Annotated in this window: 10 protein-coding genes; 8 read left to right on the forward strand and 2 right to left on the reverse strand. The window is 65.3% G+C overall.

What is annotated here, in order from left to right; genetic code table 11:
- Both ACQ4N9_RS06085 and ACQ4N9_RS06090 read right to left on the reverse strand, forming a co-directional pair.
- On the reverse strand, window positions 1-2,236 hold a 2,236-nt coding region (locus ACQ4N9_RS06085; RefSeq protein ID WP_430932424.1), incomplete at its 3' end, for a DUF6531 domain-containing protein.
- Window positions 2,237-2,520: 284 nt separating this feature from the next.
- Window positions 2,521-3,435 (reverse strand): LysR family transcriptional regulator, encoded by a 915-nt coding sequence (locus ACQ4N9_RS06090; protein WP_390971240.1) that lies wholly within the window; start codon window positions 3,433-3,435, stop codon window positions 2,521-2,523.
- A gap of 264 nt (window positions 3,436-3,699) precedes the next feature.
- On the opposite strand from ACQ4N9_RS06090, the gene speB reads away from it, so the two are divergent.
- The 8 genes from speB (at window position 3,700) to gcvH (ending at window position 13,852) form a co-directional block, all read left to right on the forward strand.
- The gene (gene speB / locus ACQ4N9_RS06095; RefSeq protein ID WP_390971242.1) at window positions 3,700-4,671 is read left to right on the forward strand and encodes an agmatinase; all 972 of its coding nucleotides are present in this window, start codon (window positions 3,700-3,702) and stop codon (window positions 4,669-4,671) included.
- Between the two features lie 15 nt (window positions 4,672-4,686).
- Window positions 4,687-6,195: an aldehyde dehydrogenase family protein gene (locus ACQ4N9_RS06100; protein ID WP_390971244.1), complete on the forward strand. Its 1,509-nt coding sequence runs from the start codon at window positions 4,687-4,689 to the stop codon at window positions 6,193-6,195.
- A 92-nt stretch (window positions 6,196-6,287) separates the two neighbouring features.
- Complete coding sequence (locus tag ACQ4N9_RS06105) at window positions 6,288-6,467, forward strand: hypothetical protein (protein WP_390971246.1); 180 nt, start codon at window positions 6,288-6,290, stop codon at window positions 6,465-6,467.
- Complete coding sequence (locus tag ACQ4N9_RS06110; RefSeq protein WP_390971248.1) at window positions 6,464-7,933, forward strand: purine-cytosine permease family protein; 1,470 nt, start codon at window positions 6,464-6,466, stop codon at window positions 7,931-7,933. The genes ACQ4N9_RS06105 and ACQ4N9_RS06110 overlap by 4 nt, the downstream gene beginning before the upstream one ends.
- Before the next feature lie 3 nt (window positions 7,934-7,936).
- Window positions 7,937-9,622, forward strand: coding sequence for a choline dehydrogenase (gene betA / locus ACQ4N9_RS06115; RefSeq protein ID WP_390971250.1), 1,686 nt, complete (start codon window positions 7,937-7,939; stop codon window positions 9,620-9,622).
- A 554-nt stretch (window positions 9,623-10,176) separates the two neighbouring features.
- Entirely contained in the window at window positions 10,177-11,601 is a 1,425-nt protein-coding gene (gene cycA, locus ACQ4N9_RS06120; RefSeq protein WP_430932428.1) for a D-serine/D-alanine/glycine transporter, read from the forward strand.
- A gap of 81 nt (window positions 11,602-11,682) precedes the next feature.
- Window positions 11,683-13,215, forward strand: a complete 1,533-nt coding sequence (locus ACQ4N9_RS06125) for a sigma 54-interacting transcriptional regulator (protein WP_390971254.1) — start codon at window positions 11,683-11,685, stop codon at window positions 13,213-13,215.
- Window positions 13,216-13,474: 259 nt separating this feature from the next.
- Window positions 13,475-13,852, forward strand: a complete 378-nt coding sequence (gene gcvH, locus ACQ4N9_RS06130) for a glycine cleavage system protein GcvH (RefSeq protein ID WP_347151382.1) — start codon at window positions 13,475-13,477, stop codon at window positions 13,850-13,852.
- Window positions 13,853-13,862: the final 10 nt, after the last annotated feature.

Raw genomic sequence — 13,862 nt, forward strand, 5'->3', positions numbered from 1 at the left:
CCAGGCCCGAGGGCGTGTAGGCGTATTCGGTCGTGTTGCCCAGCGGGTCGGTGGCTTCAATCAGGTTGCCCTTGAGATCGTAATCACGCAGCCACAGGCCACCTTCGGCATCGCGGATCTTGATCGGATGGCGACGGTCGTCATAGGCGATGTGGACCTTGCTGTGGTCGGCACGGATATGGCGGATGACGCTGCCTTGATCGTCGTAGTCGTAGCGGTCTTCGCTGCCGTCCGGATGAACATGACGCACGAGCTTCTTGCGCTCGTCGCGGAACAACCATTCCGAGCGCTCGTCGGGGTAGCGGATGCGATAAAGATGCCCCTGGATGTCGTAGTAGTACCAAGTCTCCTGGCCGTGGGCGTCGGAGACGTAGGTAAGGCGAATGTTCTCGTCCCACTCGAGCTTCGTGTCGAAGCTGCCATCGTCGGCCCACTCGCGAATGGCCTTGGCGTCAAAGGCACTGCCATCCCATTGCAGGTTCATGCCGCGACCGGTGCGGTCGGTGTACCGAGTCACCAGGTGATGCTGGTACTGGTAGTGCCAGGCCGCGCCGTTCTCGTCCTGGGCGGCAGTCAGATCGCCTTGGTCATCGTAGTGGTAGGCGCACAGCTGACGCAGCGGCTGGCCGTCGCGCATTTCCCACAGGCCGGTGATATGGCCGTGGTCGTCGATCAGTGTGCCGAGGTGGCGCAGCACATCCTTCACGTCACCCTGGAAGGTAATGATGTCGGACAGCACCGGCCGGCCTTGGTGGCGATGCTCGTAATGCAGCATGCAGCCGGCGTCGTTCCCCAGCAGGATCTTGCGCAGGTAATAGCGATCGCCCACGCGCAGGTAGTACTCCTTGCGCACGAAACCACGGCAGATCACCAGTTCCTCTTCGCTGCTGCGCACCAGCAGCAGGTCTTCGATGGCGTTGAACAGCGCCTTGCCGACCTTGGGCAGGTCGAAGGCATGGCTGCGACCGTCGTGGTCATGGAACACCAGGCCCTTGGCCGCCACGTCGATACGGGTAGTGAATTCGGTGACCCAGCGCGCCCCGAGGCTGCCCTGGTCATATTCGGCCAGGCGCGAGTGATAGGTCCGCTGCCATTCGATGGGGAAGGGTCCAGGCAAACTGAAATCGGTATGCAGGATGAACTCGGAACCCAGCGAGAAACTGATGCTATGGCCGGTCCGGGCCTTCGGCTCGGGTGGGCAAGGGGGACGCTTGGGGCTCGGCGTCTGCTCAGCCGGCGCCTGCCGGCCACTGACCGCCAACTGCCCCTTGCCTTGCTCGCGCTCCACCTGGGTCACGGTATCCGGCTTGACCACCCCTGGCTGGCCGTTCCTGTTGCGCTTGCGAAAGCCCTTTACCGCGCCGTCCAACACGTTGAGCATCCAGCTGATGCTCATCTGCGTGCCCGGGTCGGCCAGCTTGTTCAACTGCTGGGCCATCTCCGGGCCCAGGGCGCGCAACTGGCCGGTGTTGGCCAGCACCTTGGTCTTGATTTCGTCCGGCAGCAGCTTGCTCGTCGCGCTGTTGGCCAGGCCCTTGCCGGCAGCCTTGTAGGCGCTGTGTACCGCACCGAAGAAATTGCTGATCGCGGTCTTGGGGTCGTAGAGCAACTGATCGCTCGCCGCCGCCATCTGCTGGCTCGCCGCCGCTTTGTCGCCTTTGGCATCAAGCTGGCCGAGCACCACCTTCTCCAGGCCATCGGCGATCTCGCCGGTCACCTTGGTGCCGAGCGCACCGGCGTCGGCGAGGATCTCGGCAATCTTCGGCTGGGCCTGTTTGACGAAGTCGTCGATGGTGCCGGCGATGGTGGCGTTGAGGTGCCCGCTCAATACCGTGATCAGCGAATCGCCCAGCAGCATCTTGGCGCTGTTGCGCAGCTCCTGGCGCACCAGGAACAGCGTTGGCCGCAGGCTCATGCGCGCCGCGGCCATGGTCGGCGGCGTCGGCAGCACGCCGATCAGGTTGATGCCCAGGCTCACCCAGTCGAGCAACTGGCGGTTCTTGCTCTTGACCAGGGTCACCACGTCGCCCAGGGCGTCGACCAGGGCCATGATGTTGCCGACCACCGGCAGTGTGCCGGCGACGCTCTTGATCCGTTCGAGGGTAACGTAGCCGCCGCTGACCGATTGCAGCCAGGCGTCGAAGGCCGCGGCGCCACGGCCGACGTCCTTGACATCGATGGTGTTGAGCGGGGCGACGGCGACCTGGGATTCGCGCTGCTTGGTTTCGCCGCTCATGCCAGCGCCTCGCTGTCCAGCGGGCGCTTGGCCTGTTTTCCAGGGGTGACGGCCATCTTGGCGCGTGTTGCCATGTGCAGCTCTCCATGCGTGAACGTGGTCGCCCGGCGGGATCCAGCCAGGTCGAAACGGGGCTGGAAAAGATACCGAGGCGGTTCACAGGGAGGGCGTCAGGTATTTCTTGAAGAGTTGAGGGGCGATTCCTGCGTGGCGGCTGGATAATTCCTACAAGCAGCAGAGGCAGATAAATGGCCTCTGATCATCAATGGGCCGGCAGAAAATGGTCAGCCCAACCCAGGCTGATGCATGCAGGCGTTCAGGTCTTCGAGAAACGCCTGCAGGATCGGCGGTGGCGATACCCCGCGGCGGGTGATGACGTCGAACGGCGAGGTCAGGTCCAGGCTGCTGGCGCCCAGGCGGCGCATGTCGCCGGTCTTCACCCACTGCTCGGCGAAGTGCACCGGCAAAAAGCCGATGTAGGCGCCGGAAATGATCAGGATCGCCGCCGCCTCGATGTTCTCCACGGTGGCGGCGGCCTTGTTCACGCCCAGTTGCTCCAGGTCGTATTGCTGCATGTAACCGCGCACGACGATATGGCAGCCGCGCACCTCTTCCAGCAGGCGGCCATTGCTTGCCTTGCTCCCATACAGCGGGTGGCGCCGGCCGCAGTACAAGCCCAGGGCTTCGTCATACAGCGGCAGGTAGGACAGCCCCGGCACCCGCAGGGGGAAATGGCCGATGGCCAGGTGCAGACGGCTGTCCAGCACCCGCTCTTCCAGCTCCGCCGGGGCGCCGATGTAGATGTGCAGGTGGGCATCGTGCCCGCGCGAGACGAAGCGCTGGGTGGTACGCGGCAGCGGCGAGGCGGCGTCGGTCAGGGTCGAGTCGATGATGCCCAGGTTGAGCTTGCCGCTGATGTGCTGCTTGAGCACGTCGGCGTCCAGGCAAAAACTCTCCACCGCGCTGAGCAGGCGCAGGGTGGCCTCATGGATGGCCACCCCTTGCTCGGTCAGGCGAAAGCCGCTGCGCCCGCGCTGGCACAGCTTGACCCCCAGGCGGGTTTCCAGGTGGGTCATCTGTTCGCTGATGGTCGACTGGCCGGCGTTCAGCGCGGCCTGGGCTGCGGAAAAGCCGCCGCACCTGACGATGGTGGTGAATACCCTGAGAAGCTTCAGATCGACATCGTGGAGCTGGATCACCCTGGCCTCCTGGGCGGTTGCTCACATCGCCAAGGCTGATATGAGTGTCCGCGCACTGTTTTTTCCGCAGCTAACCATGCGCGGCTGATCGCCGCAATGCCTGGGACATCTGGCGTCCATCTGCCGGCAGATACTTCGGGTGCGGCGATGTATGCATCTGCACTTGCGCATTTTTCCAGGTTCAACCCGGCGCCATAGTGGCTGCAACGGCGCTGCCCCGGCACGCCGTCTCCTGACCAGAACAATAAGTGGAGAAACCCGCACATGGCTAAGCACGGTTATGAATCCGGCCGCCTGAACCTGCCCTTCGTGGGCCATTGCACCTTCGCCAAGGCGCCCATCTGCACCGACTGGGCGGCCATCGATGCCGATGTGGCCATCCTCGGCGCGCCCAACGACATGGGCACCCAATGGCGCTCCGGCGCACGCTTCGGACCGCGCGGCATTCGTGAGGCATCGACGCTGTTCTCGTTCGGCCATTCCGGCGCCTACGACTTCGAAGACGACGCCACCTACCTCACCGAAGACCAGCTGCGCATGGTCGATGTCGGCGATGCCGATATCGTCCACACCGACATGGCCAGCAGCAACGCCAACATCGAGTCGGCCGTGCGCCAGATCCTCGCGGCCGGTGCCATGCCCGTGGTGCTGGGCGGCGACCACTCGATCCACGCGCCGGTGATCAAGGCCTTCGAAGGCCGCGGGCCCATCCATATCGTGCATTTCGACGCCCACCTGGACTTCGTCGACGAACGCCACGGCGTGCGCTACGGCCACGGCAGCCCGCTGCGCCGCGCCTCGGAGCTTGACCACATCGTCGGCATGACCCAGCTGGGCATCCGCAACGTGTCGTCCTCCAACCGCGACGACTACGACGCCGCCCGCGAGGCCGGCTCGCAGATCCTCTCGGTGCGCGACGTGCGTCGCCTGGGCTGCGAAGGCGTGCTGGCGAAGATCCCGCAAGGGCGCGACTACTACATCACCATCGACATCGACGGTTTCGACCCGTCCATCGCCCCAGGCACCGGCACCCCCAGCCATGGCGGCTTCCAGTACTACGAAGTGCTGGAAATCATCCAGGCACTGGCCCGGCGCAGCCAGGGGCGCATCGTCGGCATGGACCTGGTGGAAGTGGCCCCGGCGTACGACCCGGCCGGCGTCACCTCGATCCTCGCCGCGCAATTGCTGATGAACAGCCTCGGCTTCATCTTCCACGCCCGCGCCAAGGCGCGCTGACCCGGAGCTTCGACAGTGGACAACAAGGTCAAAACCTACCTGCAGGCCTTCGGCGTTACCGAGGCCACCCAGCGTTTCCTGGGCAAACCCCTGCGCATGTTCATCGGCGGTGAATGGCGCGAAGCCAGCGACGGCGCCAGCGCCGACGTTATCGAACCGTCCACCGAGGGCGTGCTCACACGCATCCCCATGGGCACCGCCGACGACCTCGACCGCGCGGTGCAGGCCGCCCGCGCGCAGTTCGATGGCGGCCCCTGGAGCCAGCTCAAGCCGCTGGAGCGCGAGCGCCTGATCCAGCGCCTGGCCGACCTGATCGAAAGCCATGGCGACGAGCTGGCGCAGATCGAGTCGATCGACATGGGCAAGTCGGTGGCCCAGGCCCGCGCCGTGGACATCCAGGGCACGGTCGACACCCTGCGCTATTTCGCCGGCTGGGCCAGCAAGCTGCATGGGCGCACCGTCGAGCCGTCGCTGCCCGGCAACTACCTGGCCTACACCCGCAAGGAGGCGGTCGGCGTGGTGGGCGCCATCGTGCCGTGGAACTTCCCGCTGCAGACCATGGCCTGGAAGCTCGGCGCGGCCCTGGCCACCGGTTGCACGGTGGTGGTCAAGCCGGCCGAGCTGACCTCGCTGTCGGCCCTGCGCTTCGCCGAACTGGTGCAGCAGTCGGGCATCCCTGATGGGGTGATCAACATCGTCACCGGGCGTGGCAGCGTGGTCGGCGAGGCGATGTCGCGCCACCCGGGTATCGACAAGCTGAGTTTCACCGGCTCCACGCCAGTGGGCTGCTCGGTGGGCAAGGCGGCGATGGACCAGATGAAGCGCCTGACCCTGGAGCTGGGCGGCAAGTCGCCGGTGATCGTGTTCGCCGACGCCGATATCGAAGCCGCCGCCGAAGCGGTGGCCAACGGCGTATTCTTCAACTCTGGGCAGGTGTGCGATGCCGGTACCCGCGCCTATATCGAACGCAGCGTGTACCCGGCCTTCCTCCAGGCGCTGGCGCGCTACACGGCCACCCTGAAGATCGCCCCCGGCCTGGACCCGGACTGCTTCATCAGCCCCATGGTGTCGCGCCAGCAACAGCAGCGGGTGCTGGACTACATCGCCCTGGGCAAGGCCGAAGGGGCGCAGCTGTACTACGGCGGCGAGCCGGTCGAAGGCCCGGGCTACTACGTGCAGCCGACCATCTTCGCCAACTGCGACAACCGCATGCGCATCGTGCGCGAGGAGATCTTCGGCCCGGTGCTGGTGACCGCGCCGTTCGATACCCAGGAGCAGGCCCTGGCGCTGGCCAACGACAGCGAGTACGGCCTGGCGGCGGCGCTGTACAGCAACGACCTGGGCAAGGTCCACGGGCTGATCCCGCGCCTGCGCGCCGGCACGGTCTACGTCAATGCCCACAGCACCCTGGACCCGTCCATGCCGTTCGGTGGCTACAAGCAGTCGGGTTATGGCAAGGACATGGGCGCGGAACAACTGGAGTTCTTCCTGGAGACCAAGGCGGTCTGGATCACCTTGCCTTGAGGTAGCAAGGCCGGCCTGCGTCGCCTGGCGTGCGACGCAGGTTCATCAACGCATCGAATTTCAACAATAAGAACAAGTCGAGGTGATGCCCAATGAACAGCCAAGTGGATGCAGAGCGTGCGCAAGACCTGGAACGGCGCCTGCGCGCCTATGAAGAACTGGAGGGCAGGGCGCAGTGGCCGGGGGCATTGACCGCCCGTGACGTGATTGCCCTGGCCTTGCTGACGCTGGTGATGGTCGCCGGCGCCTACCTGCTCGGAGGCCAGCCATGAGCCGCTTGCGCGAGCAGGAGTTTCGCCTGGCGGCCGAACGCGGCGACACGCCGTTGCTGCCCAATGAGCGGGTCTGGGGCTTCTGGGGCTATGCCTACGCCAACTCGGCGCTGGCGGTAGCCACCTGGGTGTTCCTGATCGGCGGCGCCACCGCGCTGTTCGTCGGGCCGCTGCAGGGCATCGCCGCGATCGTCATCGGCAATATCCTCGGCGTGGTGCTGGCCTCCGCGTCCACCTGCCTGCCGTGCGGCAAGTACGGCGTCGAGCAGTTCACCTACCTGCGCAGCATGTTCGGCCTCAACGGCAGCCGCCTGGTGTACTTCCTCTCGGTGGTGGTGCTGACCATGGGCTGGCTGGCGGTGCTCGGGCTGATGTGCGGGCGGGCGCTGGACAACCTGCAAACCCTGGTGCAGCACGCCCAGCCCGACGGCGATGGCTGGCTGGTGAGCGCCGGGGCGCTGCTGGCGATCCTGCTGGCGGCGCTGGTGGCCATTCGCGGGCCGGACATGATCCGCCTGCTGAGCGCGCTGATCGCGCCCAGCCTGATCCTGATCATGCTGGCATTGATGTACTTCATCCTGCGCAGCCACAGCCTCGCCGAACTGCTGGCCATGCCGCCCTTGCAGCCCCCGTTCGAGAACCCCCACGTCAACTTCATGGTCGCGGTGGAAATCAACATCGCCGCCGGCTTCTCCTGGTGGCCCTACATCGGCAACCTGTCGCGCCTGTGCAGCAACCAACGCACGGCCTTCTGGCCGAACCTGGTGGGCATCTTCGGCGCGGCGGTGCTGGGCGAGTCGGTCAGCCTGTTCGCCGCCACCACCCTGGGCAGCAGCGACCCCACCGCCTGGATGCGGGTGGCCGGGGGCATGGCCTTCGGTGTGATCGCCCTGGGCTTTCTGGCCCTGGCCAACCTCACCGGCATGGTCAACATTCTCTACACCGCGGTGATCGGCTTGCGCCAGCTGGCCGGGGAGCGCCTGCGCAGCCTGGGCTGGGCGGTCTTGATCGGGCTGTTCTGCATCATCCCGGTGGCCATCGTGGTGCTGCTGCCGGGGATCTACGACGGCTTCTTCATCTTTCTGGTGTGGACCTCGGCACTCAACAGCGCCCTGGCCGGCATCGGCATTGCCGATTACTTCTTCCTGCGCCGCCAGCGGGTCAACCTGCGCCACCTTTACGCCGAACAAAGCGCCTCGCCACTGCGCTTCTGCCGGGGCTTCAACCCCATCGCGCTGCTGGCGCTGGCGGCGGGTTTCGCCATCTACGTGGTGGTGTTCAACCCGCAGACCCTGGCCCACACCAGCTTCTTCACCTTCGCCACCGCCTCGCTGCCGTCCTGCCTGCTGGCCGGGCTTGTGCACTACGGCCTGACCCGCTTGCTGGCGGCGCGCCTGGGCTGGGGCGGCTACCCCAAGGGCAATCAACATCACGATCGGGCCGCTGGCCTTCGCGTACAGGACTAAACCATGAACAAGCGATACGACTACATCATCATCGGTGCGGGCTCTGCCGGCTGCGTGTTGGCCAACCGCCTGACCGAGGACGCCGGCACTTCGGTGCTGGTCCTGGAGTTTGGCGGCAGCGACCGCAGCGTGCTGATCCAGATGCCCAGCGCGTTCTCCTTGCCGATGAACACCAAGAAATACAACTGGCGCTACGAGACCGTGGCCGAGCCGCACCTGGACGGCCGGCGCCTGCACTGCCCACGGGGCAAGGTGCTGGGCGGTTCGTCGTCGATCAACGGCCTGGTCTACATCCGTGGCCACGCCTGTGATTTCGATGAATGGGAAAGCCTGGGCGCCAAGCACTGGAGCTACCGCCACTGCCTGCCGTACTTCAAGCGTGCCGAAAACTTCAAGTTCGGCGGCGATGACTACCGTGGCGGCGCCGGGCCCTTGGCCACCAACAATGGCAACAACATGCAGAACCCGCTGTACGGCGCCTGGGTCGAGGCCGGTGCCGAGGCAGGCTACATCAAGACCGACGACTGCAACGGCTACATGCAGGAAGGCTTCGGCGCCATGCACATGACGGTCAAGGACGGCGTGCGCTGGTCCACCGCCAACGCCTATCTGCGCCCGGCCATGAGCCGGCCCAACCTGACCGTGGTCACCCACGCCATGACCCGGCGCATCCTGCTCGACGGCAAGCGCGCGGTGGGGGTGGAGTACGACGAAGGCGGGCAGACCCACCAGGTGCTGTGCAACCGCGAAGTGCTGGTTGCGTCCGGCCCGATCGGCTCGCCGCACCTGTTGCAGCGCTCCGGCATCGGCCCCGAGGCGGTGCTGAAGAAAGCCGGTATCGAGGTGCGCCATCACCTGCCGGGCGTGGGCGAGAACCTGCAGGACCATTCGGAAATCTACATCCAGTACGCCTGCAAGCAGCCAATCACCCTCAACGGCAAGATGAGCCTGCTGGGCAAGGCGATGATCGGCCTGCGCTGGCTGCTGTTCAAGGATGGCCTGGGCGCCAGCAACCACTTCGAGGCCGGCGGTTTCATCCGTTCTTCCAAAGGGCTGCGCTGGCCGGACATCCAGTTCCACTTCCTGCCGGCGGCCATGCGCTACGACGGTGACAAACCGTTCAAAGGCCACGGCTTCATGGTGCTCACCGGGCCGAACAAGCCCAAGAGCCGCGGCCATGTGCGGGCGCTGTCGGCCGACCCGTACCAGCACCCGGAAATCCGCTTCAACTACCTTGAGAGCGAAGAGGACCGGGAGGGCTTTCGCCGCTGCGTGCGCCTGACCCGCGAGATCCTCGCCCAGCCGGCCATGGACCGCTTCCGCGGCGAGGAGCTGGCGCCCGGGCCCCAGGTGCAGACCGACGAACAGATCGACGCCTTCGTGCGCGCCAACATGGAAAGCACCATGCACCCCTGCGGCTCGTGCCGCATGGGTGAGGATGACATGGCGGTGGTCGATTCAACGCTGCGGGTGCATGGGTTGCAGGGGCTGCGGGTGATCGACTCGTCGGTGTTCCCGACCGAGCCCAACGGCAACCTCAACGCCCCGACCATCATGCTCGCCGAGCGTGCGGCGGACCTGGTGCGCGGACGCGAGCCGCTGGCGCCGAGCGATATGCCGGTGGGGTTGGTGGGGGATTGGCAGGAGCAGCAGCGTAGTCGTGCGCCGGTGCGCAAGGTTCACGCCTGAACCCTTAGACGCAACAGTCTTGCACTGCCCGTGCTGGCCTCATCGCCGGCAAGCCGGCTCCCACCCCGACCGCGCTGGCTCAAGCCAAGCGCAATTCCGGTGGGAGCTGGATCCCACCCCGACCGCGCTGGCTCAAGCCAAGCGCAATTCCGGTGGGAGCTGGCTCCCACCCCGATCGCATTGGCTCAAGCCAAGCGCATTTCTTGTGGGAGCTGGCTTGCCAGCGATGAGGCCAGTACCAGCAACACAAGGCAGCCCTTCAGGCGCGGACCGAATGCGCTCCAATGTAGCGATATCGCTACAGGGCGGGTGAGGGCAGGGTTTACCACGCCTTCACGGAAGTTGAAGGCTGTATCAACAGGTTTTATTGGAGTGAGTTCATTACGGAACAATAGCGCGAAACCTATAACAAACCCCGATTCCAGCGGCCTCTGGCCCTTGGCACATACCTTGCTCTTTCCCTTGCGTTCGGCCGGACTTCAAGACCAAAAGCCCGGCTCGGAAAGTTGAACTTGTGACGTTATAAAAACAATTAAACTAGCAAGGTAAAAATAATGAACAACTTGCCACATGGCCAACGCCTGCCTGAGGCCGAAGGCCACGAACTTCAGCGCAGCCTGTCCAACCGCCACATCCAGTTGATCGCCATCGGTGGTGCCATCGGCACCGGCCTGTTCATGGGCTCGGGCAAGACCATAAGCCTGGCCGGCCCGTCGATCATCTTCGTCTACATGATCATCGGCTTCATGCTGTTCTTTGTCATGCGGGCGATGGGCGAATTATTGCTGTCCAACTTGAAGTACAAATCCTTCATCGATTTTTCCGCCGATCTGCTGGGGCCGTGGGCCGGGTTCTTCACCGGCTGGACCTACTGGTTCTGCTGGATCGTCACCGGCATTGCCGATGTGATCGCGATTGCCGCCTATGCACAGTTCTGGTTCCCGGACATTCCCCTGTGGCTACCGGCGCTGGGCTGCGTCGGCGTGCTGCTGTCGCTCAACCTGATGACCGTGAAACTGTTCGGCGAGATGGAATTCTGGTTTGCCATGATCAAGATCGTGGCCATCTGTGCGCTGGTCTGCACCGGCCTGTCCATGGTGGCGGCGGCCTACCAGTCGCCGGCCGGCAACGTCGCTTCGCTGGCCAACCTGTGGAATGACGGCGGCATGTTCCCCCATGGCGCCATGGGTTTCTTCGCCGGTTTCCAGATTGCCGTGTTCGCCTTCGTCGGCATCGAGCTGGTGGGCACCACCGCCGCCGAAACCAAGAACCCGGAACGCAACCTGCCACGGGCGATCAACTCGATCCCGCTACGCATCATCATCTTCTACGTGTTCGCGCTGGTCGCCATCATGGCCGTGACCCCCTGGCGCGAAGTGGTGGCCAACAAAAGCCCCTTCGTCGAACTGTTCGTGCTGGCCGGGCTGCCGGCGGCGGCGGGGATCATCAACTTCGTGGTGCTGACTTCGGCAGCGTCCTCGGCCAACAGCGGCGTGTTCTCCACCAGCCGCATGCTCTACGGCCTGGCAGTGGACGGTGATGCGCCCGGCAGGTTCGGCGCGCTGTCCAGCCGCGCGGTGCCGTCCAACGGCCTGATCTTCTCCTGTGTCTGCCTGACGGCCGGGGCGCTGGTGATCTACCTGGTGCCGAACATGCTCGATGCCTTCACCTTGATCACCACGGTGTCGGCACTGCTGTTCATGTTCGTCTGGTCGATGATCCTGCTGTCGTACCTGGCCTACCGCAAGCAGCGGGCGCACCTGCACCAGGCCTCGAAGTACAAGATGCCCGGCGGCACGCTGATGTGCTGGGTGTGCCTGGCGTTCTTCGTGTTCATCCTCGGCCTGCTGGCCCTGGAGGCCGACACGCGCCTGGCGTTGTACGCCGTGCCGGTGTGGTTCGCCGTACTCGGCCTGGCCTATCGCTCCCTGCGCCAGAAACGCCAGGAGAACGGGCAGTTGTCCCTCGATACCGATTGATCGCCAGGTTCAGGTCTTAACCAGGGGGGCAGCGCACCGTGCGCCGTCCCCCTGTTGTCGTTTGCCAAGCAGGGAGTCCCGATGAGAATCCACGTCACCTTCGTCGACCGCGTCGGCATCACCCAGGAAATCCTGGCACTGCTGGGGGCGCGCAACCTCAACCTGGATGCGGTGGAAATGGTCCCGCCCAATGTCTATATCGATGCGCCGGCGCTGTCGCAGGCGGTGCTGGACGAACTCCACGCGGCGTTGCTGGGCCTGGACGCGGTGCAGGCGGTCGAGCTGGTCGACTTCCTCCCCGGCCACCGCCGGCGCCTGCAATTGGAGGCGTTGCTGGCGGCGATGAGCGACCCGGTGCTGGCCGTTGACCCAAGCGGCCATGTGCTGTTGGCCAACCCGACCCTGGTCAGCCTGATCGGCCGCGAGCCGGCCGGTGAGCCGCTGTCGCGGCTGTTCGCCGAGCCCGACCTGGGCCAGACCCTGATCGCCAAGGGTTTTCGCCTGCCCATGTGCGAGGTGGCGTTCCAGGGCCAGGCGCTGCTGCTCGAAGCCACGCCCATCAGCGGCGGGGCCGACGGCCTGGTGGGCGGCCTGCTGACGCTGTACCCGCCGAGCCGCATCGGCGAGCGCCTGGCGTCGTTGCTGCATGACTCCACCGACGGGCTGCAAGCCTTGCTGGGGGAGTCGACGCCGCTCAAGGAACTCAAGGTGCGCCTGCACAAAGTGGCTGGCCTGGAAGCACCGCTGTTGATCCAGGGCGAAACCGGCACCGGCAAGGAGCTGGTGGCACGCGCCTGCCATGCCCTCAGCGCCCGCCGCGATGCGTCGTTTTTGGCGCTCAACTGCGCGGCATTGCCCGAGAGCCTGGCCGAGAGCGAACTGTTCGGCTACGCCGCCGGCGCCTTCACCGGTGCCCAGCGGGGCGGCAAGCCGGGCCTGTTGGAACTGGGCGATGGCGGCACGGTGTTCCTCGATGAAGTGGGCGAGATGTCGCCCTACCTGCAGGCCAAGCTGTTGCGCTTTCTCAACGACGGCAGCTTTCGCCGGGTCGGCGGCGGTGGCGAGGTGCGGGTCAATGTGCGGGTGGTCTGCGCCACCCACCGCCACCTGGAAAGCATGGTGGTCGAAGGCAGTTTTCGCGAAGACCTGTACTACCGCCTCAACGTGCTCAACCTGAAAGTGCCGCCGCTGCGCGAGCGCGGCAAGGACATCCTGCTGCTGGCCGAGCATTTCCTGCGCCAGGCCTGCGCGCAGATCCAGCGCCCACCATGCCGGCTGGCCCTGGCCACCCATCCGCTGCTGCTGGGCAACCGCTGGGCGGGCAACGTGCGCCAGTTGCAGAACGTACTGTTTCGCGCGGCGGCCATCAGCGAAGGCGATGTGATCGACTGCGACGACCTGGAGCTGGCCGGCACCGCCTTGAGCAGTCAGCAGCCCGATGCCCAGGAGGTGGTCAGCCTGGAGGCGGCGGTGCAGGGCTTCGAAAAGGACCTGCTGGAGAAGCTTTACGCCAGCTACCCCTCCACCCGGCAATTGGCCCTGCGCCTGCAAACCTCGCACACGGCCATCGGCCAGCGCCTGCGCAAGTACGGTATCGCCAGCCGGGCCTTGTAAGGGCCCGGAGCCACTTCGCTCCACTGGAGTGTTTGTGCTCCAACCGGGCCTGAACCCCGGCTGGATTGGCCCGCCAGCCCGGCGCTGGCAGGCGGGCACTGCAGACGGAGCGATTTCGCTCCGCAGTGCAGGCCGATGGATACCGCCTAAATATCTATAAATATCTGAAATATAACGTTTTTATGGAGTTGGCATTGCCCTTGCTCTGTTACCGGTAGTCCTGTCCCAGGACCCACCTGATAACAAGAAAGGAACCTCCATGAGCACTCTGCGTTTTACCCCTGAACACGAATGGCTGCGTCTGGAAGCGAGCGGCGAGCTGACCGTAGGTATCACCAGCTACGCCCAGCAGGCCCTGGGTGATGTGGTGTTCGTGCAGCTGCCCGAGCCCGGCGCGTACGACGAGGGCAGCGAAGTCGCGGTGCTGGAGTCGGTGAAGGCCGCCAGCAATATCGGCATGCCGCTCAACGGCACGGTGGTGGCGGTCAACCAGGCCCTGGCCGACGACCCCGAGCTGGTCAACGCCTCGCCCATGCAGGACGGCTGGTTCTTCCGCATCCAGGCCAGCGACCTGGCCGACCTCGACAGCCTGATGGACCAGGACGGCTACGACCGCTTCCTGGCCGACAACGCCTGAGCCCGGGGGC

It is taken from the genome of Pseudomonas sp. ES1, from assembly GCF_050586605.1.
In the GTDB taxonomy this organism is placed as follows: Bacteria; Pseudomonadota; Gammaproteobacteria; order Pseudomonadales; family Pseudomonadaceae; genus Aquipseudomonas; species Aquipseudomonas sichuanensis.